Raw genomic sequence first — 21,105 nt, 5'->3', positions numbered from 1 at the left:
CAGTAGTACCGTTTCGTCATATCATGGTCATATGACGTTAGCAAAATAAAAGCCGATATCCGTTAAGGTGTCGGCTTTGAGCAGATCTATTGGGAGATCTTATTCCTTCTTTATGTGTTCTTTAAGGATCTAAAATCCCTGTTTCCCTAGCCTTATAGGCAGCTTCTCTTCTTCCTTTTACATTCAATTTCGAATAAATATTCGAAATGTAATTTTTAACCGTACCTTCACTAAGATATAATGCCTTAGCGATATCCTGATTGCGCAGACCTAACGCCAGCTTGTTAAGAACTTGAACTTCGCGGGTGCTAAGTCCGAATTCATTGTTTTTCTCAAGCCATTCGGCTTTCAGGGACCTTGTATCCATAGTCGATGAAATACCGCTTTTCAGCATGCTTTTAATCATTTTGTCTGCCATTTCCGGCGAAATGAGTGTGCCTCCTGTGTGAACCACCCGCATGCCGGCGATGAGGTGTTTGGGGTGGATGGCTTTAAGCAGGAAGCCTTCAGCTCCATAGCTTAACGCTGCCAGAACATATTCAACTTCTTTGTACGAAGTTAGAATAATAATTTTCGCTGACGGGAATCGAGACTTGATTTTCTCTGTAGCAGCAACGCCATCCATAATAGGCATATTTATATCCATGAGGATGATATCCGGATGGTTTTTTTCACAATAGCTGATCGCCTCTTCACCATTCTTAGCCAATCCGACAACCTCGATATCGTCCTCTATCTCAAGGACTATATTTAGACTTTCAAGGATCAATTCCTGATCATCAACAATGAGTACTTTAATTTTCGGCATCCAACGTATCTCCTTTTAGTGGTACTTCGCATCTGACTTCAACGCCAGTGATCGCCAAGGCGGAGATTGAAAAAGTACCTCCCAGCCTCTCAATCCGATTCTTCATTGTTGTCAGGCCGAACCCATGCTCTAACTTGCCCAAGGGCTTTCCATTATTTTGAATGGAAAGCCGCAAAGTCGATGGATAAAAGTAGATACCTAACTCGATTTCCGTTGCTTTTCCATGCTTTAGTGCATTCGTAAAAGACTCTTGTATCACCCGAAGTATTGATTGCTGCACATCGAAACGAAGAACCCGATCTGTTCCGTTCAACGTGAGACGAATAACCGTCCCGGTATAATCTCGAAAGTTGTTCACGAGTCGCTCGACATGGTTCACTAGGCTTATGTTTTCTTCCTCCCCCATCTTGTGCACGATGTCCCTCATTTCATCCAAGTTTTGTTCCGTCAGTCCTCTTATACGAATCAATTTATCTTTTGCCAGATTTGGGTTTTTGTCTAGAAGTGTAATAGCAGCATCGAGACTCATAATGAGGGAAATAAAAGAGTGTCCTAACATGTCATGCATCTCCTTGGACATACGACTTCGTTCCTCCAGCAGCGTCATCCTTTCGATCTCGGCAGCATATTGGGTTAACAATTTATTTTGTTCATCAATTTCTTTGGCTAATTTATTTTTATCATGGTAGGCTTTGGCAATAAAGTTGACCCAAATCCCGATAAAGGAGAACAGAAGGTTATCTGAGCTTGAACCGAGCGCCAGCTCCCATGTAACTTTTCCAAATAACATGCTGGTAAAGGGCATTACTAATAGGACCGGCATAGTCCAGGCTGTCTTTCTGGTCAATAAGTAACCGATTATAAGACTTGGAATAAGATAATCGACACTCCCCAAATGATCCGCCTGCATGAATGATTTCATATAGTAAGATCCGCCTAGCAATAGTTCAAGTGAGATGAACCATTCCTTGTTCATCCTTCGCTGCGGAAACCAGAATAGAAATGGAATAATAAGCGCCGCCAAGAGCCAGACAATGTCCACGAATATTCGAGCCGAATATTCATTCCCCATTAAAACATGAAATAACAGCAAAATATAATTATAGGACCGGAGTCCAAATATCCCCCAGTCCATGATAAAAAAAACTTTTTTCATACGTATCCTTCCTTACTAAGCCTGCTGATGATTTTCATTGATTATACATGAAATACGGAACCTGGACTGGGATTTGCCACAACGGAATCGAGGCAATGGGAGCCATTCCCGCAATGGGTCATTTTGATTCCCCCGTTGGCTTATTTATTTTAATAAAAGAAACTAGGAAAAATGATAAAAGTCTTTTAATTTCTCGTCAAAGCTTTTCCAAGTAAGCAATGAGTGGGGGGGGCGGTAAATTTTATTTTCATGTGGACATTTTAGGCAACAAGTTTTAACCGGGCATCCGGGCTATCCCTTTTGGATCGTTTTCATGATACCAGCGCAAAAGGTCGTTACCGTTCTCGATTATAGAGAGAGCCTTTTCTTTAGTTCGTTCATCTAAGCGCCCTATTTTCCATTGGGTTGCAGCTAACGCGAGCCAGAATACTAAAGCTTCGTCAGGGTCAGTTCCTATATCTTGCCATCGTTCAATCATGATATTTGTAGCATCAACGCTATCATTTCCCTCGCTAATCAAATCATTAAATTCATTTCTCACGTCCCCTTGCACTCATCTTTTTCACAAGCTCACTATGTTTTTAAAGTATAACATAGACAACTGTAAATCTTTAGGATATTAACTCTATAGCTCTGTTTATATTGACTTTTTTTCAAAGTGAAGTGGGATTCAGAAAACTTACTTCTAAGCAATTGTAGGGAGTGATACATAATCGACCCTGGAATTATAACCATGAACGTTTATTGAGAATGTAGTTTGTTAATACGTAATTTCTTTATTCACGTCAGATGACATCGGAAATGGGCTCAATATAAAATGTGCAATTTGCACATAATTTATGTTATCTTAGTTATGTGCAAATTGCACTTAATTTGAATTGAAAGAAGGGCGTGATAACTATGAAGGCAGCAATTGTGAAGGAGAAGGGGACAATTCCCGTATTGGGCCATTTTGATTCCCCCGTTGTGACTGCCGGAGAAGTACTAATTAAAGTTTCGGCAACAGCCCTGAGTCGAGTTAGCAAGTTCCATTCAATGGGTATGCATTATTCATCTGGAGTTAACTTTCCAATTGTAGCGGGTATTGACGGAGTTGGGAGTTTGGAAGACGGGACTCGAGTTTACTTTGCGCTGCCTACTGCACCATTTGGTAGCTTGGCTGAGCAAACCATGGTCAACGAAAAACTGACTGTCCGTTTGCCAGATGGTATTGATGATCTTACTGCTGCCGCTATCGCCAACCCTGCTATGTCGTCATGGGCTGCCTTGGTATTTCGAGCCGGTTTCAAATCCGGCCAAACTGTATTGATTAATGGCGCTACTAGTGTTTCCGGCAGTTTAGCGGTTCAGATTGCTAAGGCGCTGGGGGCCAAGAAGATCATTGTAACCGGACGTAACGAATCAAAGTTGCAAGCACTTGAAGCCGGTGAGGTCATTGCATTTGATACGACAGACGACAACGGACAAAACATGTTTGAAAACGCCCTATTGTCAGTTGTTGCCGATGGTATTGATGTTATATTGGATTACCTTTGGGGCGATAGCGCAATCGCTATCATGTCAGCACTTGCCAAGTCAAATACGGATCGTACAACCCGCTTTGTAAGCATTGGAACTTCATCTGGACAAGAGAATATACATTTACCTTCATCTATTTTGCGCTCGTCAACAATTGAATTGGTAGGTAGCGGAGGTAAGAGTGTTTCTAAAGCCGATATGCTATCCGCTGTTAAAGCTGTTTTTGAAATGGCCGCTGAAGAGAAGCTTCATATGGCCATAAAAGAGTATACGCTAGAAGAGATCGAAGAGGCTTGGAATGCCCCGCTGACGCCCCGTCCAGTTATAAAGGTGGTTTAATAGGTAATGGAAAAGGAAATTTTTAAAGCGGTGATCGACTTGGTTTCCTTGATCAATCGGCCAGACCGTGATAAGAAAATGATTGCTCATGCCGGCGTACATTTAGAGGCAGCGACCTTTCGCGTCTTCGTCGGCATCGCGCATCTTCAACCGACTAGTGTTAGTGATTTGGCTGGTATGATGGGGAAAAACTATTCGAGTGTTAGTCGACAAATCGATAAGCTGGAGACCGCCGGGTTGGTCTATACTTATCCATCAACTTCAGATTCTCGGATTCGTGTGTCTGAATTGACGAAATACGGAGAGGAAATTAACGAAATAATTAGCCACGCCCGTGAAGGCATTATACGCGAAGCTTTAGTGGATTGGACCCTGACGGAAAAAAACAACTTATTGATTCATTTAAGACGATTATTCGAATCGCTGCAAAAGTTCGACTAGAAATGCGGAATAAAGATTTCAGGATGCGCCTCGCCTAACTAGGGTGCCTTAAACTTGCCGCTGCAGAAGGGAGCCGTCTGGCGACTCTGCAGATCATGATAATGAATAAGTTCATGCACCTCGGCAGCCGACACCAATCGATCGGCTGCCTTTGTTCGTTAAAGCAACGGAGGATAGTTGGAACAGATCCTCATCAGTAAGAAATACGAGATTATTCCGCGAAATTTCCTGCGGAAAAGATATTCATTTTTTTAATCATTTCATCGAGATCGATAGGCATTTTACTCTCAATCCACCAATTCAGCACACCCAGCACAGCTCCGATGTAAGCCTCTATTTTAATTTGCATGTCGATGTCATTCTCTTCCATCAAATTATGCACAACCAAGTACTGTTTCATGCCCCTGCCCATCTCTTTTCGCAACAGATTTCTCAAAGAATCCCTCTCTTCGGCTAAGAGATGGGAAAACAATTTCTTATGTTTCAGTGCTAACGAAAATAGTTCCCTGAAATTATCGGTTGGAGAAAAGGATGCATCGTTAAATTCCTTAAATTCTTCATCAGCAATTTGTTGCATTGCACGTGAAAGTAAATCGTATTTATCCTGAAAATGTGTATAGAACGTAGTTCGATGTACCATCGCCAGATCACAGATCTGCTTCACCGTTATACTCTCAAACGGGTGGTTTTCCATTAATTCTAACAAAGCATTGTATAGAAGCTTATGTGTTCTTTTGACTCGAAGATCTTCGGTTGTTTTGTTTTCCATGACAGATTCCTCTTTCTGTACAGTTTTTCGACATATATGGAATTTTATCGGTTGTTTAGTTAAATTATACATTATATCATTTATCCTACAATCACATTTTAAATATACATGTGTATAAAAAGGAGTGGATAGTAATGGCCAATTTAAGTACAGTACATCAACTCACTGCTCATGAACAGCAACTGCTCAACCATGCTTCCGAATTAGTTCCCTATCTGCAAAAGTTCGGTACGATTATTGATGAAGAACGGGAAATTCCTGATGAAGTGATTCAAAAAATTTCGGATGCGGGGCTGTTTAAGCTTGGCACACCGAAAGAGTACGGGGGTCATGATGTCAGTATTCGTGCCATGATCGAAATTATTTCCGAGGTGTCCAAGGGGAATGGTTCTGTAGGCTGGGTCGTTCAAATCATCAACGGAAATAACTATAATGCTGCACTATCATTGCCTCCCGGCGTATTAGATTCGATCTTTAACCAGGCAGAGGAGATCCGCTTTTGTTCTGTATTGCTCGCAAATAAAGCGGTCGTGAAGAAAGTGGACGGAGGGTATCTGATCGAGGAGGGCTTATGGGGGTTCGGTTCAGCTTCAAAGCACGCCACCCATGCTTTGTTAAACTTGAAGGACAGAAAGTCCATGCAGGAAGGCGGCATGGCAATGGAGATGATGCTGGCCGTCATTCCGATGAGTGAAATCACGATTGTTGACGATTGGTATACGATGAGTTTAAGGGGATCCGCAAGTAATAGTCTGAAAATCAATAATTTGTTTGTACCCGACCAAAATGTCATCACCCAAGACATGCATCAGGGAGCTGGACTGCCTGCCCAGTTGAATGTCCGTGACAAATACAAACCATACGCACAGCATATTATCATCATAACAACCGGTATAAGCGCGATTCTCGGACTCGCCAGAGGGGCGGTCGAATATTTTATTGAGAAAGCACCTCACAAGGGAATTTCAATGACTGTCCATACTTCTCAGGCAGCAGTAGGTCATATTCAGTATAAAGTAGGGCTTGCGGCTATGAAGGTTGAATCCGCTCATCTTCATATCAGTCGAACCATCGACAATTTGGAGCGGCACGTGTTGAACACGGAACCATTTAGTTTAAAGGAAATGGCACAGCTGCAGACAGATATGACCTATGCAGCCATGCTGTGCTGGGAAGCCGTAGATCTGCTAGTGGCAGAGAGCGGAGGGAGTGTCGTTGCCGATTCCAATCGCTTGTCTCAAATATTCCGGGACATTAGAGGCGGATCCAATCATGCCTTGACTACAGCATCGACTGGACTAGAGCTATATGGAAGAGTACTAATGGGATTGCCTCCACAGCATGTCATGACATTAGGTGCCGCAGCTCTATCAGAAAGCCAACTAATGGAGATGATCAAACAATTGGAAAGCAGCGGTCATCCCCAGTAATCCGCAGTTAACCCCGCGATTCCCCGGTTCATCGTCTGCTCAGCATGGCTAGACTTGTCCCAATGATGTTTTTGAATAGGAGGATATGGTAATGATGAAAAAAAATATTGCGACCAAACGAATTACAGTGTATGGGACAAGGGGGAGGGACACATGACTCTTTCACCCACTCTCCGCAAGCTTGTACTTACGATACACGTGATTACTACCATGGGATGGCTCGGCTCCGCAGCCGCTTATATTCCCGTAGCCGCCTATCTCCTAAACAATCAAGATGCCGATATGATACGATCCGCTTTCCAAATCATGACCTTGATTGCTAATTATATTGTTGTCCCCGTGGCTTTTGCATCGCTGCTCAGCGGAATTACGATATCACTTGGCACGGGGTGGGGGTTATTCCGTCATTATTGGATCTTATTTAAGCTTGTGTTTACCGTTATAGCCGTATTTATGTTGATCGCCTATATACTAGAACTAAGCCATGCGGTATCCATAGCGTCACAAAGTACATGGTCGAGCGCCGACATAACTATTTTGAAGGATTCGATTCACATCGTACACCCAAGTGGAGGATTGTTGATCGTACTTGTGGCAACAGTCTTGTCGGTGTACAAACCGAAAGGTATGACTAAGTATGGATGGCGTAAGCAGCAGGAAATCAAAAGCAGCGGCGAGCCTTATAAAACAGCACTCTGGATAAAAATCGTTGGCTCCGCAGTCATCGGTATGCTCCTGCTAATCCTTGGTTTAATGATTACTAATATAGAGATTTAATTTGATAGGCGATGAAACGATCTGAGCAATAGGAGCTATTGGTAGATATATTCTCATCGACATCAACGAGGAGAATAAAACATGATCAGCGACATCGTCATACAGCTAGTCGATCAACATGGGTATCTTATTTTTTTCCTGGCCTTCTGCCTGGATCCGTTTGGGATTCCGGTTCCTAGTGAAATTTACTTCCTGAAAACAGAGAAGCTGATTAACCAGCATGGTGATCTCGCCATTTGTCTTGGATTTCTAATTCCGGTCGTTCGGTATATTCTGCCTGTATTCGTTGGGCTAAACGGAGTATCGTTCAAGAAGTTTGCTTTGATCTCGTATTCCAGCGCATTGGTTTGGACCGCTATGTTCTTTGCTTTCGGCATATTCATTGGGGATCATTTATTGCATTTGCTGTCTCTCATTGATCCCCAATGGGCCGCAGTTCATCTGACGATTGCCGTTGGGACTGTTATCACGACCAAGCTTTCTAATTCGCAATTTTCCAAGTTGTCTTTCTGGAATGAGTGGGTTAGTAAATAAAGAAAATATGAACGAAATAGGTATGCGGGTGACATGATGGATAAAATTAAAATTAAGTTTTAAATTATTGTTGTTGCATTCATCATGGTAAGCTTATTAATTGGTTATGAATTAGTGAAATGAAAATAGGTTATTGCAACATGTAAATTTAGTTTTAGATCCCGGCATTTTAAATATCCCGGGATTTTTTCAGGCATGTGTTGGATGACAAGAACTTTGCTTGTGCAATAACCTTAAGTTCACTAATGCAATAATAAGGTTAACTTCAACGGACAGAGAAGCTCACAGGGATAGCTTTCTGAAAAATCATTATTACATGTTCACAAAACTCGTATTTTGTACATATATCCAATTGTCAGTTAAAACCAGCCAACGCTCAGACAATTTGACGCAGCCTCTCTCTGTCTTTTCCATTTCAGGTAATAAGAAGCTGCCGCCACGCAAAAGAATGAAAGTGATGTACCCTCCCACTACCAAGACCCATCATAATCGTTGGTTCCCTTAGAAATCCCTCAAATTCATCAGGCACACCTTGAAGTACATCATGTGGACCATGCAACCGATTAAATCGTTGGTCCAATCCTTTGATAATCATTCCGCTTCGCTCAAACAGCGCAAAATAGTGATCCCCGTCGCCGTCCCTCATCGATGCCAAACGTAGTTTGATACTCATCTAATCGGTAATCGGCTAATGTTCTTGTCTTTTAAGGCAATCGGTACAAGATCTTGTCCCAAGCCAAGGACAAGATCTTGTACCGATAAAATAAAAAAGCCGCTAAAATAGCGACTTTCAATGGGACCATGTTCTTGTCCTCCGACACCGTTGCATGGTCCGCCAAAGGTATTTTAATCTATTTTACGTTAGGAACTATTGAGGCGCATTCCGTGGCTTCTTCTCGCAGGTCCACCACTACTTGGGCATCTTATCCACTTATTCGCACCCTCCTATTTAAAACTATTCGCAGTTGCTTCAACCGTTAATCCTGCTCCCTCTTCGTCTTGCTCGCCGCAGAGATCCGGGTTAATTCCGTGTCTACACTAGATCCACAATTCCTGTAAAGATGAAACGTCCATCAAAAACATCGGCATGCGGCTGGAAGGCTTGGGCGTATTGTCCCTTGACAGTTCGGTACAACGAGACATAAAAGACAATTTATTGAACTAATGTCTTCCGTTAGTTCAAACGCTATATGCTCTCCCATCCAATAGCTATCTCGACCAAATCATCCGTCCCAATTGTGATTTTCTTTTGACCAACTTGTTGGCCGCCTTGTGAGCTGTAAAACCCTAAAGATGGATTATCCTTTAATACCCACAGCATCATCGATGAGCAGCCATTATTTTTTAATGTTTCAACAACTGAATTGAAGAGTGATTTACCAATACCTATACCTTGGAACTCCTTTAATAAGTAGATTGCATAAAGTTCACCGTCATGCAAATATTCTTCATTTCGGTTTCGACCACCACAAGAAAACCCGACAATTCGTCCGTCATTGTCTTCCGCAACAAATACTTATTCATGTTCTGTTCGATTTTCAAATGTCCAAACCCAGCTCTTCGTCCTATTTTCAACGGAAAGAGTAGCTAAGTATGAATCTGAAACGATAAGGTTCCTACAATATGAGCAGTTACAGTTAGAGGGTTAAAGGGATTAACAGAAGAGATTCCATTAGCCAAAGAGAAGAAATGAATAAAATACAGACTTATCGTTGGGGTTTGTGTCAACCCCATTTTGCATTTGAATATCATGAGTCACCCAGAGCTTTTGACTGACTCACAATACGAAAAAATTAGATACACCCTGTTTAAGGAGGTCTACGACTTTAAGTATAATAGTGAAAGTAGTTAGATATTCATCTAATCGGTAATCGGAATAAGTTCTTGTCCTTTACGGCAATCGGTACAGTTCTTGTCCTTGGCTCGGGACAAGAACTGTACCGATAAAATAAAAAAGCCGCTAAAATAGCGACTTTCAATGGAACCATGTTCTTGTCTTCCACAACACCTTCCATGTCAAAGTGAAACGCCTCAGAACCAGTGATCGTATAAGTCGATTTCCTCCCCCGAGGCCAGAGCAGTAAAATAACGATTTCAGGTACACTCAGCACAGGCTGGATCAGTCCCAACAACAAGCCGCTTTGTAATCAGGCAGCAACTTAAGTCCCCCAGTACCCTACAATCTTTGATGTATTGTATAATCCCCTAGATTTCAATTCGGACGTGTTTGCCGTCAGCGCGCCTTCGCGAGTTTCGTGCCCCGAACCGATGCCGCAGCGTATACGACAAGCGCTGTCCAAATAAGCGCGAAGCCGATAAGAAGAACCGGCGAGACCGATTCCTTGAACACGAATACGCTCAGTAATAGCATGATCGTAGGCCCGATGTATTGTACGAAGCCGAGCGTGGACAGCGCCATCCGGGCAGCCGCTCGCGCAAAGAAAAGCAACGGTAGCGCTGTTACTACGCCGGAAAGAAGCAGTTCGACGAATGTGGACACAGGTAGCGTCCATGCCGTCGTCTTTCCCACGGCGGCCAAATAGATCCAGTAGCCGAGCGCAAGTGGCAGGACTACAGCCGTCTCCGACAGCAAGCCTACAGAAGCGTCTTGTCCGATTTTCTTCTTCGCGAGGCCGTACAAGCCAAACGTCGCGGCCAGTGAGATTGAGATCCATGGGAACCGCCCGTAGTCGATGGCGATGATGAGCACCGCGGCACCAGCGATGGCTATCGCGAGCCATTGGCCACGACTTGGCTTCTCACGAAGGAAGACAACTGCAAGCAGTACGTTCAGCAACGGGTTCAAATAATAGCCGAGACTTGTCTCGACAACATGGTCGTTGTTGACCGCCCAGATGAAGATGAGCCAATTAGCAGCGATCAGCAGTCCGCTAGCGGTGAGCGACAGCAGGAGCGAGCGGCTAGCTGCAATCCGCTTTATGTCACCCCAGCGACGCTGGACGGCGACGAGAATACCCATGAAGACGAATGACCAGACAACCCGATGTGACAGAATCTCGCCCGCCGGTACACCGTTAAACAATTTCCAATAAAGCGGGAGAACCCCCCACATGATATACGCGATAATAGCATTGACCAACCCATTGTTCATATTCAATTCCCCTCTTCTCACTCCGATGTCTTAACGGATTATACGCCTTGATCAGCGTTTAAGTAAAGGAATTAATATTGGGGCCCATATAAACTACCTGTTAGCTTAATGAGGTAGCAATGGGATTACTTAGATATTCATCTAATCGGTAATCGGACTAAGTTCTTGTCCTTGGCTCGGGACAAGAACTTAGTCCGATAAAATAAAAAAGCCGATAAAATAGCGGCTTTCAATGGGGTCATGTTCTTGTCCCTCGACATGTGTCACAGTATATACCCTATTTTATTTAGGAGATCACGAATATACTTTTGCATCTCTTTTATTCTCTGATCATCAGGCCCCATCCGTTATACAGGCCTTCTTGCTACTTACTTTGATACTGAGGTTATGATGGTATCTTCGGGCTTTCATAATACCTAATTGTAATTTTTGTACATCTCTAATTTCAATACATATATGCTCGATTCAAGGCTATAAATGCCGAGTATATCAGGTGTAATATCAAATGAATTCATGTCGTCACGATATCTTTCCGTCCACCAGACGCCAAGAGAACACCCCAATTCGCATGAGACTTTCCATCGGCAGTGATATTAACGTCACTCATATCGGCGGTTAATACGGTAACACTTGCGCCGGGATAACAGACAAAACACTGTAATCCCATGGATTACCTCCGTAATCAATCATGCTTTCGGTTCGAACTTCGTAGACATTTGTTACTTCAAGTTTGAGTCCACCATAAATAAAAGTTTTAGTTTCTCCGTTTTGTGTCGGATTTGATATCTAAGAAGGTGTTTGAGGTAACGTTGAAGTTGGTGTTGAACTCGAATCACTGCTGGGGTTCATAGTTTCAGTATGTACACTGGAATTGCAGCCGACTAGCAACATCAACATAGTGATTGTCATGGGTATTACCATAGCATAATCTTTTCATATTTCTCCAAATAATCAATTGGAATAGCAAGACCTACAGTGATAGATTGATCCCCCTGTGATGTAATTGTTGTGGCATACACAACTGCAATAACATTCCCCTTATTGTTAATAACAGGGCTGCCGCTGTTTCCGTTATGAATTGGCGCCTGTATCATGAGCATGGGAAGCTGGCGACTCTCTGATGGGGTTAATCCTAGCATTGTGCCTTCAGTGGCGATTCGGTAGAATGCTAGCGGATTTCCGATGACATGAATAGGATCGCCCTCTTGATACGCTATCTCTGTTTCCAATTGCAGTGTAGGTAGGTTGTTCGCATTGTCTCTAATTTTAAGTATGGAAATATCGATCTCGCTGTCACTTACGATAACATCTGCCGGATATGTTTTTCCATTTAAAAATTGGATAATGCCAGCCTTGTCGTCATCCATGACATGTTGATTCGTAATAATGAGTCCGTTTGGAGCGATATTAAACCCTGTACCTTTCCGACCGCCGGTACTAACATTGACAACGGCTTGCTTATATTGCTGGATCTGTTCATCTTGTGATAACTGTGCATCCTTTTTCAAAAACCGTAGTGTCAGTAGATTATAAATCTGTGGTATAAAAGCGATTAGATTACCGAGTAGCAGAATGACCAGCATAACAATAATTGTTTTTTTGATCCATGTTCTTTTGGGTCGGTGATTCAACTCATCCTCTTCAATGTCATCCTCCGGATTCCAAAATTCTTCTTCCCATTCAAACGGGACATCGGTATCATTTACTGGATCGGCGGATGTTTTGGGATCATTCAGCTCATCGTTACGGATGGAAAACACCTCCCTGCTAATGAGAAATAGAATAAAAACAATGATTCAATATGATTATACCAAACGCTGACAGACTGTGATCGTAAACAAAAGGATATACGTATAATATAAGCAAAACAAGCTACAATCTCATTGGACTGCAGCTTGTTTATTTTATTATTTATTATTTTGGTTATAGTGTTCACTTCCTTAATTTATAACAATGCTATTCTGAGTTTATTCAAGGTAGCTGTCCCGGCTTTACCATAAGCAGTAGGAGTTCCATGTGCTCCTACACCTCGTGCGTGTACAACCTGCTCCGGAATTAATTCCTGGTCAAAATGAGTAATTTTCTTAGACATAGCAATGCTATTATACATCATTGATGACAGAAATTGTATAAAGGTTATGAGAAAGACAGGTTGCCAAACCTCTTCATTCATGAGATAATTCTAGTTTTCCTAATAAGAATATGATAGTGTCGGAGGCGTAAGTGTGCAGCGATATCCTTTCTCCTATGATCCGTCAGAACCGTTCGTCAAGCAGGTCGGCGATTGGGTTGCGGATGTTTTTTATGATGTGTTACCTGAACATGGATTTGATGTACGTGATGAACAAATATTTATGGCTTACCAATTGGAAAGAGCCTATGCCAATAAGAAAACTATTTTTGCAGAAGCTGGGGTAGGCACGGGAAAAACACTCGTGTATCTGCTTTATGCAGTTAACTATGCCAGATATACACGTAAGCCTACAGTGATTGCCTGTGCAGATGAGTCGCTCATTGAGCAGCTTGTGAAACAGGAAGGAGATATAGCTAAGCTTGCCCGTTATCTGGATTTACAGATTGATGCGCGGCTCGGTAAATCCCCTGATCAATATTTATGTCTTAAGAAAATAGACGGCGTTCGTCTTCAGGATGAAGATGCGGCGGTTATTGAAGACCTGTATGAAAATCTTCCTGATTTTGTTCATTCCCCAGGAACGATGCAATCTTTTTACCCTTACGGCGATCGTAAGGAATACCCACATCTGAATGATGAACAGTGGAATAAGATCAACTGGGATTCATTTCAGGACTGTTTTGTATGTGATAAAAGACAACGCTGCGGCATGACCTTATCTCGGGACCATTATCGAAAATCTACAGACCTTATTATCTGTTCCCATGATTACTACATGGAGCATGTGTGGACCTATGAGGGAAGAAAAAGAGAAGGTCAGCTTCCCCTCCTCCCGGAACATAGTTCAGTCGTCTTTGACGAAGGACATTTACTCGAATCTGCAGCACAACATGCCCTCAGTTATAAGCTGAAGCATAGTGCATATGAAGAGATTATTACTCGTCTTCTAGATGGAGAGATCAGGGAAACGCTAGCCGAACGAATCGAAGATTCCATTGATCAGAGTCAGCTTGTGTTTTCTCTGGTAGCGGAGCAAAGTACAGCGATACCCGGTTCTGATCGAAAACGAATCCACATTGATGAGAAGCTTCTAAAAGAACTGAATCGCTGGAAAAATACAATTGAAGCTATTGATGAAGAACTGGTCTTTGAGAGTGGCCTGTATACTCTTGATGAATATAAGCTTCGTATCGTTGAAGAGCATCTGGAGATGATCCAAACTGCGCTTCATCTGTTCCGTGAGCCTGAAACCTACATTTGCTGGGCGGAAGAAAATGAGGATGGTACTGCAACACTCGCCATTATGCCGCAAACGGTCAAGGAAGTGTTGGAGGAACGGGTATTCGGACTTCAGATGCCGATTGTATTCTCTTCAGCAACCTTATCGGTAGATGGATCTTTTGATTACGTAGCGGGAAGTCTCGGAATTAGCGAATTTTTATCTTTTTCTGTGGACTCTCCGTACGATTACGAAAAGCAGATGAAGCTATTAGCACCGAGTGAACTTCTGCAAGATGGAGAGATTCGGAGTGAGGTTGCCGCGGCGAAGAAGCTGGCCCTGTCGGCCAAGCTGATCAAACGTACCGAAGGACGAGCTCTATTGTTATTCAGAACAATGAATGAGCTGCGCGAGTTTAAGCAAGCCGCTTCGCACCATCCATACTTCGCCTCCTATACTATGCTATATGAAGGTGACCGTGAGATTAGCAGCCTCATAGCTGAGTTCCAAAATACAGAGGAAAGCGTGCTCTGTGCGGAAAGCCTATGGGAGGGTCTGGATGTACCGGGATCTTCATTATCCAACGTTATTATTTGGTCACTGCCTTATCCACCGGAAGATCCTGTATTTATGGCTAAACGGGAAGCTGCTGATTCTGCATATAAAGAAGTAGACCTGCCATATATGCTGCTTCGCTTACGGCAAGGATTAGGTAGACTCATTCGCTCATCGACGGATCAAGGGAGTGCAGCCATCTTGGATGCAGAAGTTTTGCTCAATCAGCATGTCAAAGATAGTGTGGTAGCAGTATTGCCGGCTGGAGCTATACTTGAAGTAGAATCGTTGTAGTTAATGTGTGGAATGTTACTATGTTTTTGTCACCCAACATCAATTTGTTTAGACGCCCACGCATGAAAGGTGGCTGTCGACAAGAACATGTATTCTTTGCTGTATATCGCGTCCTTTTCACTCTGTAGATTTTTATAAAAGAGGGCTATCTCCTCTTCCGAGTTTTACTTCAGATTTTGTAATAACTTCTTCACGATTATTTACTAGTTATACAATGGAAGGTAAAGATATAACCGATGATGCCAAAAAATACAAATCCTACATTGATGATTTAAATATTGTATTAAAGGATACAACCATGCAAGATAAGAAGTCTACCAAAGTAGATCATTACTCTAGAAATCATATTCCAATTTTTTAGTTAAATCACGCCTCTTCTGTACGGATTTCTGACCCACTTTACAGAAGAGGTTTTCTACAGTACTTTCCAAAAATCGGACGACCTCAGTTTCTTGGCTCCTCCCTCCCATTTTCTTCGACCTCTGTGACTCTCGGTAATATGTCATCCTCTTCATGAAGAAGATCTACTTTTAAGTATGAAAAAAACAGGCCACTAATCGACTTGGTTTCTTCATATAAATATTGGGCTTTCTTACCATCTAGCAATGGCAATAATGCTTCATTATGCATACGTTGCCAGTCAATGCAACGACGGCATTATTGCTCCAATGAGTATGTATCCCAATCGTTGTCTGGGACAGTTGCTTCAAAAAAGTCATCGCAGTGAATCACTGCTGCGACCAACTGCGAAGCAACCCCAGCAGCAAGCGTAGATTTTCCTGCCCCGCTTCCTCCGTCCAAAGAAACAACTAAAGGATATTTGTCATTCAGTCGGTGATTAATTGCAGAAACAATTGACTGAACGGCTTTCAATGAATTCTCAGACAATTGGTTCTTTTCCATAATTAACACTTCCAAACTTTAAAAGAAATATTGAGCTAAGTATAACTGCATATCGGTGACGTTAACAAGGTAAAACTTTTTTATAATGAATCTCGTCGGTTGGTGTGTTAAGCATTACTGCCCGTTAGCTTAGCTTAATGGATCATATTTGTAGTCTAATTGCAATCTACCACTTATTCCACTAATCCCCCCTTTGCTTCATTATCGTTCGGAATTAATTCATACAAGGCACGAACATCACAACCGATGGAATCGGCGATCGATATGGCAATTTTAAGTGGCATCACTCTTTTGTTTTCAATAAAGTCGTAAACTCGTTCCGGTTTAAAAAGCAAGTCTTTTGCCAGCCATTCCGCTGACTTTCCGGATTCCATCAACCGTTCATTCAGTAAGCAACGTCCTAGTTCATATTTCAAGAAGCGATGACCTCCCGCATAAGATAATAATACTTAACTTTAAGCGTTGTCCATTGCCAGCATGAATATACTTCATAAAGGGCCCCATAACGATGAGATTTCCCATGGGTCTGCACAATTTGTTGGACGAGTTCCATCGCCATACTATCGTATGTTTATATAAAATGATTCGAATTCAGCAATAGAGTCGAACAGGTTCAAAGATACACCTTCTGTTCTAAGGTGATTCTCTAATTTTTCTATAAGCTGCACAACTGCTTACGTCCTCGTTGATTATGTTGTTATCGATATTATCGCATCCATCTTTAGTTCCTCTGAATAAGTTTTAATAATTTTGACCTTTGATCGCCATCATAAAATAAAAAAAGAAATCAGGCTTTTTAGCTTTATTAAATGTATCCACTTTTCTGTCATTAGACATCAATCCAATCCCTCTCCAATTATGTTTTTTGATTAAAGTAACCTTTTTCAAAATGACTTACTTTCATTGTCCATTACGGCAATCGGTACAAGTTCTTGTCCCTCGACACCCAATAATTTATTTCCATGCGGTATCCGATGTTCTGTTTATACCATTTCTTCCTAAACTTATAGAACAGATACTCAATATGTCGCTTTTGGAGCAAACTGACCTTGATTCTTTAGAGCATAGTCAAAAAAACGAAGGATAAGCTCATTTTGAGTTTCAATCGCATAGTATTTATCAATATCAGCTCTTCTGCCTTCTTGCAACAGGTTTGCCAATATAGGCGAGAATAAAGGTAGATCGGTTAAACTTAAATGTTTTGCGCCTTTAAAATGAACGTTGTATGCACCTTTAAAATTTTTATTCGAAATACTATTCGCGATATAAGCAGAACTTCTGTCGAGCTGTATCCACACATCATCCGAATAAACATTAAGAAGCGGGATGGTGAAAGGTTCGGATTTTGCAGTTAATTCGTTCGTAACTTTATCGTATACAAGCTCACTAAAAAACGGAGCATCTATATTTACTACGGCGTCAATGTCATCGCGCTCCCTGCTCAGTGCTACGCTTGCCGTTCCCCCCATCGAATGACCGAACACGCCTACTTTCTGTGTATCGATACGTTCATATACAGGATCTTTTTTTTGCTCGGCTTGTTCCAGAATCGTATCCATGACAAAATCCATATCATCCGTTCGCAATTTCATCCATTTTTGATTAAGTTCGAAATACTCGCCAAGCGAATAACCCCCTTTATTTGCATTGTTGAATTCTTGCATGTACTCGGGATTAATCGTCACGACCTTCCCATCCTCGGAAACGGTATAAAAAGAATGATAGGGATGGTCAATCGAAACGACGACATAACCGTGGCTCGCAAGTTCTGTAAAGGTAGAAGTGTTGCTGGTTTTAATACCGAATGCTCCATGAGAGAACACAAGCAAAGGATAGGTTCCTTCTGCCTGTTTAGGATACCAAAATTCCACGTTAACAAACCGATTGTCTCCTTGATCCTTAAATTCTTCGATCCGATTCTTGTCCACATAGCTGTAAGTGGCGGTCGCCACTGCATACGGACCTGTCACTTGCGGCAGCCTATGCTGTGGAAAAAGTAAAACAGGAACAAGGGTAATGACTACGGTCAGTGCTAACAAAAGGAATTTCCATACCGTAGAGAAAGCTTTGTAACGCGGGGGGTGTGTTTGTTTGCGCAGGAGCGCAAACATTTCCTTGAACGCTAATATAAAGAGTAAGCCTGCAAACAGTCCCCAAGTGTACTCCCATACGACAACTTTACCCAAGCTCAGCATCATGAATCCTATAAACATTGCGATTCTCGTCCAACTCTTTATCTTGCTGCGGCTTTGCTTGGTTACAATGGAATAAACGGCAATTGCCAGCTCGAAGACCAACGTAACAACAAGTATTAAAATCTCCATAAGACTTCTCTGCTCCTCCTCCGACTTTTTATGAGTTCATCATAATAAATGGAAGAACAGGTGTATACGCATAAACGATAAGCTGTAGCTGAGAGGCAATAAGTTGTAAAAAACAACGCAAAGATGTGTACTTACGCTGCAAATACGACTTTATTTAGGAGCGGTTTGTGTATATCTTCTAAACCTCTTTTTTAAATGCTCTTAGTCTTTCATTGATCTTTTGAGCTTCCTTTTTGTCATTCCTATAGGTCAGTACGCGAACGATAACGTATACGGCGGCAATTTCCAAAGCCAATAATAGTATGTCGAAAGTGTCGTATACGAGATTCAATAGGACAGCCAGAGAAATTAATAGAGCTTCCAGAAAAAAGAAATGTAAAATCACTCGGAGGCGCATTTTATTCTCGCTAATCGCATGCGGCGTATATAAAATGATTCCGGTCAAAGCACCCAGAAAAGAGAAAGCCATAATTGTAAAAATCGTATTTAATTCGAAACTTGCATCAGGAGCATAGATTTGCCGCAAAATAGTGATGATTATAATGATGGAGGCGAATATAATTAAGAAATCTCTTATCATTTCTTTAATGAGCTTGGAATACTTCATATAGATCCCCCTTTTATAATCCAAGTATGTGTTTAAGCATTGGCACATACTGCCGTGATATGACTACCTTCTCCCCGTTATCCAATAATGCTTGAAAACGGCCGCTGATCGACGGATGAATACTGGAAATCTTGGCTATATTTAGAATGGTGGATTTGGAGGCGCGAAAACAATGTTTCTCTTTCAAAAGTTCCTCCAGTTCATAAAGCTTTTGTTTGACTTCATGAACGTTGTTCTTACAATACGCAAACACTTTTCCGTCAACAGCTTCAAAATAATAAATATCACTGATTTTAATGCGGCTGATCTTATCCTCATGATAACCAAGTATAATGAGTGTTTCGGTTTTTATTTTATTAACGAGCTCATGTATTTCTTCGTCTACTTGGTGACACCTGATGCGGATCTCCTCTTCTTCTGTATGGTCTATTACTTCGATGAAAATTTTGATAAAAATCACCCTCGAACATTCGAATTAAAACTTGCTAACGTTTATAACAAAGAAGGCCAATTGAACGAACTTTCTCTCCTTCTCTCCTGAACACTTAAGTTCGGTCTTTCGTTAGTTGTTAAAAGAAATTCACTCTTGATTGTTCCCCATCTCTTCGCTAAAATAACCTATGCCAAAATAGTGGCAAAATCCCTCTTTCACCACGTTTACGCAGCGATTGATATTCGAACTATCCTGCCGGTTAGTTGAACAAAGGTATTTGATCATTTTGATCGACTGCTTTCTTTTTTGATAACGCTAGCAACGAATCAATCCGATAGTTTTGATCGAATCCTTGAAATGAACCCGATACAACGGCACCTCCTGTAACATTTATTTCCTGAACTTTGTCTAAATAGCCTTTACAGGTAAAAGGCTCAGGTAAGAATCCTTGATTCTCTATTACAAGAAAACATAGCTCTATGATGTGTAATTGCCTGATGTAAGTATTGGAAAAAACAGCACTCATGTTTCATTTGATGGAATTAAGTTTCATTTATGGTACTAATATATTCTAATTGAAAGGCAATAAAATAAAAAGTACCCAATAAATTATTAGAATTATGTGAGTTTGCCCCACGCCATTGAGCAAATCTGCCCGTTAGCTTAATGAAACATAGCGCCCGTTCTTGTCTCGAGCAAAGGACAAGAACTTAATCCCTTAAATTAGAAATACCGCGCGGGGCGCAGTTTCTTAAAGGACTATGTTCTTGTCCTGTGACAGCATTGGATTTATTAAAGACAAAATAAAACAACTCTTTAGAATGCCGAGTTGTTCTTACTAAGATTATTTAATTTGACAGAATCTTTAATCCTCTAAGAGTTCGTTCAAAACTCCATCTCTTAACAGTCTTTTACCCTCCTGTCTTAAATGAGTTAACACACGCTTTAACTGTAGGCCATTAATTGGACTTATTGATCAATGGTTTCTAGAACAACAGCCTTTCCAAAATCTTCACTTAATAGGATATCAATTAATTTGTGCGCAGTGTATTCAGGTGTTTGTAGTTTACCTTCCTCAGAAAGTTGGATGAATTCATTAACATATGGGAAAAGGTCATGGCTTACTGATCGTATTTCCGATTGTAGATTGGTATCGATCATGCCTGGATATACAGCGACTACTTTTGCAGGATATGTAACTAGTTTTTGTTCAATGTCTATACTCTTTGTAAAAGAGTCTAGGCCAGCTTTTGCAGTACTGTAACAGCTTTGTGAAGGTAATAAGTATTTTGCAGATGCTGATGATATATTTAGAATTCTTTTGTCCACATTCATATTCTTGGTTAGTTTTAAATAGTTTGAAGTTATTATCATCGGTGCTAATAGATTTAAATGGATGTTCTCTATTATTTTTTCAGTTTCTATCCGTTCAATTGGGCTCACAGGAGTCAACATGGCGGCATTATTGATAAGATAGATCGCTTCATCATTGGAATAAAGCTCAATTTGATTGAAGATGTCTTCGAAAAGTTGATCAATATTACTAATATTTGTTAAATCATAATTATAATAATCAACTCTGCAGCCCATTTCCTTGGCCTGATCGATAATCCGTTGGTTAGTAGTTCTAGAAATGCATATAAGATGGTGGTTCTTATCGATTAATTGATTAGCCAAAGATTCACCGATTCCTCTGGATGTACCTGTAATAATAATATGTTTCAAGGGGTATCACTCCTTATAAGCTACCTA

The 21,105-nt window shown here is 41.4% G+C and carries 20 protein-coding genes and 1 pseudogene; 6 read left to right on the top strand and 15 right to left on the bottom strand.

Annotated features, from left to right (window positions below; translation table 11 throughout):
• Nucleotides 1-121: 121 nt before the first annotated feature.
• The 3 genes from ACE3MQ_RS01580 to ACE3MQ_RS01570 all read right to left on the bottom strand — a co-directional run bounded on the left by ACE3MQ_RS01580 (nucleotide 122) and on the right by ACE3MQ_RS01570 (nucleotide 2,505).
• On the bottom strand, nucleotides 122-808 hold the full coding sequence (locus tag ACE3MQ_RS01580; RefSeq protein ID WP_379389904.1) for a response regulator: 687 nt from the start codon (nucleotides 806-808) through the stop codon (nucleotides 122-124).
• A complete protein-coding gene (locus ACE3MQ_RS01575) occupies nucleotides 795-1,964 on the bottom strand; it encodes a sensor histidine kinase (RefSeq protein WP_379389902.1) in 1,170 nt (389 codons plus the stop codon). Before ACE3MQ_RS01575 ends, ACE3MQ_RS01580 begins: the two co-directional genes overlap by 14 nt.
• A gap of 274 nt (nucleotides 1,965-2,238) precedes the next feature.
• Nucleotides 2,239-2,505 (bottom strand): hypothetical protein, encoded by a 267-nt coding sequence (locus tag ACE3MQ_RS01570; protein WP_379389900.1) that lies wholly within the window; start codon nucleotides 2,503-2,505, stop codon nucleotides 2,239-2,241.
• Between the two features lie 359 nt (nucleotides 2,506-2,864).
• Here ACE3MQ_RS01570 and ACE3MQ_RS01565 point away from each other — a divergent pair, with 359 nt between their 5' ends.
• Nucleotides 2,865-3,821: a quinone oxidoreductase family protein gene (locus ACE3MQ_RS01565; protein ID WP_379389899.1), complete on the top strand. Its 957-nt coding sequence runs from the start codon at nucleotides 2,865-2,867 to the stop codon at nucleotides 3,819-3,821.
• A 6-nt stretch (nucleotides 3,822-3,827) separates the two neighbouring features.
• Nucleotides 3,828-4,262 (top strand): MarR family winged helix-turn-helix transcriptional regulator, encoded by a 435-nt coding sequence (locus ACE3MQ_RS01560; RefSeq protein ID WP_379389897.1) that lies wholly within the window; start codon nucleotides 3,828-3,830, stop codon nucleotides 4,260-4,262.
• A 211-nt stretch (nucleotides 4,263-4,473) separates the two neighbouring features.
• Here the strand turns inward: ACE3MQ_RS01560 and ACE3MQ_RS01555 are convergent, their stop codons facing one another.
• Complete coding sequence (locus tag ACE3MQ_RS01555; RefSeq protein WP_379389895.1) at nucleotides 4,474-5,031, bottom strand: TetR/AcrR family transcriptional regulator; 558 nt, start codon at nucleotides 5,029-5,031, stop codon at nucleotides 4,474-4,476.
• 134 nt (nucleotides 5,032-5,165) lie between these two features.
• On the opposite strand from ACE3MQ_RS01555, the gene ACE3MQ_RS01550 reads away from it, so the two are divergent.
• From ACE3MQ_RS01550 to ACE3MQ_RS01540, 3 genes are all read left to right on the top strand, one after another.
• Entirely contained in the window at nucleotides 5,166-6,461 is a 1,296-nt protein-coding gene (locus ACE3MQ_RS01550) for an acyl-CoA dehydrogenase family protein (RefSeq protein WP_379389893.1), read from the top strand.
• Nucleotides 6,462-6,614: 153 nt separating this feature from the next.
• On the top strand, nucleotides 6,615-7,238 hold the full coding sequence (locus ACE3MQ_RS01545) for a hypothetical protein (protein WP_379389891.1): 624 nt from the start codon (nucleotides 6,615-6,617) through the stop codon (nucleotides 7,236-7,238).
• Nucleotides 7,239-7,319: 81 nt separating this feature from the next.
• Nucleotides 7,320-7,772 carry a DedA family protein gene (locus ACE3MQ_RS01540; RefSeq protein ID WP_379389889.1) on the top strand — a complete coding sequence of 151 codons (453 nt, stop codon included), beginning with the start codon at nucleotides 7,320-7,322 and terminating at the stop codon, nucleotides 7,770-7,772.
• A 1,186-nt stretch (nucleotides 7,773-8,958) separates the two neighbouring features.
• Here ACE3MQ_RS01540 and ACE3MQ_RS01535 read toward each other — a convergent pair.
• The 5 genes and pseudogenes from ACE3MQ_RS01535 to ACE3MQ_RS01515 form a co-directional block, all read right to left on the bottom strand.
• Nucleotides 8,959-9,276 (bottom strand): annotated as a pseudogene (locus tag ACE3MQ_RS01535) (N-acetyltransferase family protein); the annotation flags it as partial.
• 352 nt (nucleotides 9,277-9,628) lie between these two features.
• Nucleotides 9,629-9,901: a hypothetical protein gene (locus ACE3MQ_RS01530; RefSeq protein ID WP_379389887.1), complete on the bottom strand. Its 273-nt coding sequence runs from the start codon at nucleotides 9,899-9,901 to the stop codon at nucleotides 9,629-9,631.
• 104 nt (nucleotides 9,902-10,005) lie between these two features.
• Nucleotides 10,006-10,884 (bottom strand): EamA family transporter RarD, encoded by an 879-nt coding sequence (gene rarD / locus ACE3MQ_RS01525; RefSeq protein ID WP_379389885.1) that lies wholly within the window; start codon nucleotides 10,882-10,884, stop codon nucleotides 10,006-10,008.
• Nucleotides 10,885-11,798: 914 nt separating this feature from the next.
• Nucleotides 11,799-12,644 carry a S1C family serine protease gene (locus tag ACE3MQ_RS01520; RefSeq protein ID WP_379389883.1) on the bottom strand — a complete coding sequence of 282 codons (846 nt, stop codon included), beginning with the start codon at nucleotides 12,642-12,644 and terminating at the stop codon, nucleotides 11,799-11,801.
• A gap of 185 nt (nucleotides 12,645-12,829) precedes the next feature.
• A complete protein-coding gene (locus ACE3MQ_RS01515; protein WP_379390695.1) occupies nucleotides 12,830-12,994 on the bottom strand; it encodes a catalase in 165 nt (54 codons plus the stop codon).
• A gap of 115 nt (nucleotides 12,995-13,109) precedes the next feature.
• Here ACE3MQ_RS01515 and ACE3MQ_RS01510 point away from each other — a divergent pair, with 115 nt between their 5' ends.
• The gene (locus ACE3MQ_RS01510; RefSeq protein ID WP_379389881.1) at nucleotides 13,110-15,086 is read left to right on the top strand and encodes an ATP-dependent DNA helicase; all 1,977 of its coding nucleotides are present in this window, start codon (nucleotides 13,110-13,112) and stop codon (nucleotides 15,084-15,086) included.
• Nucleotides 15,087-15,743: 657 nt separating this feature from the next.
• Here ACE3MQ_RS01510 and ACE3MQ_RS01505 read toward each other — a convergent pair.
• The 6 genes from ACE3MQ_RS01505 to ACE3MQ_RS01480 form a co-directional block, all read right to left on the bottom strand.
• Complete coding sequence (locus ACE3MQ_RS01505) at nucleotides 15,744-15,989, bottom strand: hypothetical protein (RefSeq protein ID WP_379389879.1); 246 nt, start codon at nucleotides 15,987-15,989, stop codon at nucleotides 15,744-15,746.
• 173 nt (nucleotides 15,990-16,162) lie between these two features.
• Nucleotides 16,163-16,405, bottom strand: a complete 243-nt coding sequence (locus tag ACE3MQ_RS01500; protein WP_379389877.1) for an XRE family transcriptional regulator — start codon at nucleotides 16,403-16,405, stop codon at nucleotides 16,163-16,165.
• A 603-nt stretch (nucleotides 16,406-17,008) separates the two neighbouring features.
• Nucleotides 17,009-18,313, bottom strand: a complete 1,305-nt coding sequence (locus ACE3MQ_RS01495) for an alpha/beta hydrolase family protein (RefSeq protein WP_379389875.1) — start codon at nucleotides 18,311-18,313, stop codon at nucleotides 17,009-17,011.
• A 178-nt stretch (nucleotides 18,314-18,491) separates the two neighbouring features.
• Nucleotides 18,492-18,920 carry a DUF3021 family protein gene (locus tag ACE3MQ_RS01490; RefSeq protein ID WP_379389873.1) on the bottom strand — a complete coding sequence of 143 codons (429 nt, stop codon included), beginning with the start codon at nucleotides 18,918-18,920 and terminating at the stop codon, nucleotides 18,492-18,494.
• Between the two features lie 13 nt (nucleotides 18,921-18,933).
• On the bottom strand, nucleotides 18,934-19,380 hold the full coding sequence (locus ACE3MQ_RS01485; RefSeq protein WP_379389871.1) for a LytTR family DNA-binding domain-containing protein: 447 nt from the start codon (nucleotides 19,378-19,380) through the stop codon (nucleotides 18,934-18,936).
• A 942-nt stretch (nucleotides 19,381-20,322) separates the two neighbouring features.
• Complete coding sequence (locus ACE3MQ_RS01480; RefSeq protein ID WP_379389869.1) at nucleotides 20,323-21,078, bottom strand: (S)-benzoin forming benzil reductase; 756 nt, start codon at nucleotides 21,076-21,078, stop codon at nucleotides 20,323-20,325.
• Nucleotides 21,079-21,105 lie beyond the last annotated feature (27 nt).

The organism is Paenibacillus lentus, assembly GCF_042714055.1.
In the GTDB taxonomy this organism is placed as follows: domain Bacteria; phylum Bacillota; class Bacilli; order Paenibacillales; family Paenibacillaceae; genus Fontibacillus; species Fontibacillus lentus_A.
The sequence above is the reverse complement of the archived record's forward strand: the minus strand, read 5'-3'. Positions and strand labels throughout refer to the sequence as shown.

Bases quoted from the DNA above. Each gene is read 5' to 3' on its own strand.
- ACE3MQ_RS01580 (WP_379389904.1), bottom strand. From the start codon at position 808: ATGCCGAAAATTAAAGTACTCATTGTTGATGATCAGGAATTGATCCTT.
- ACE3MQ_RS01575 (WP_379389902.1), bottom strand. From the start codon at position 1,964: ATGAAAAAAGTTTTTTTTATCATGGACTGGGGGATATTTGGACTCCGG.
- ACE3MQ_RS01565 (WP_379389899.1), top strand. From the start codon at position 2,865: ATGAAGGCAGCAATTGTGAAGGAGAAGGGGACAATTCCCGTATTGGGC.
- ACE3MQ_RS01560 (WP_379389897.1), top strand. From the start codon at position 3,828: ATGGAAAAGGAAATTTTTAAAGCGGTGATCGACTTGGTTTCCTTGATC.
- ACE3MQ_RS01555 (WP_379389895.1), bottom strand. From the start codon at position 5,031: ATGGAAAACAAAACAACCGAAGATCTTCGAGTCAAAAGAACACATAAG.
- ACE3MQ_RS01550 (WP_379389893.1), top strand. From the start codon at position 5,166: ATGGCCAATTTAAGTACAGTACATCAACTCACTGCTCATGAACAGCAA.
- ACE3MQ_RS01545 (WP_379389891.1), top strand. From the start codon at position 6,615: ATGACTCTTTCACCCACTCTCCGCAAGCTTGTACTTACGATACACGTG.
- ACE3MQ_RS01540 (WP_379389889.1), top strand. From the start codon at position 7,320: ATGATCAGCGACATCGTCATACAGCTAGTCGATCAACATGGGTATCTT.
- rarD (WP_379389885.1), bottom strand. From the start codon at position 10,884: ATGAACAATGGGTTGGTCAATGCTATTATCGCGTATATCATGTGGGGG.
- ACE3MQ_RS01515 (WP_379390695.1), bottom strand. From the start codon at position 12,994: ATGTATAATAGCATTGCTATGTCTAAGAAAATTACTCATTTTGACCAG.
- ACE3MQ_RS01505 (WP_379389879.1), bottom strand. From the start codon at position 15,989: ATGGAAAAGAACCAATTGTCTGAGAATTCATTGAAAGCCGTTCAGTCA.
- ACE3MQ_RS01495 (WP_379389875.1), bottom strand. From the start codon at position 18,313: ATGGAGATTTTAATACTTGTTGTTACGTTGGTCTTCGAGCTGGCAATT.
- ACE3MQ_RS01490 (WP_379389873.1), bottom strand. From the start codon at position 18,920: ATGAAGTATTCCAAGCTCATTAAAGAAATGATAAGAGATTTCTTAATT.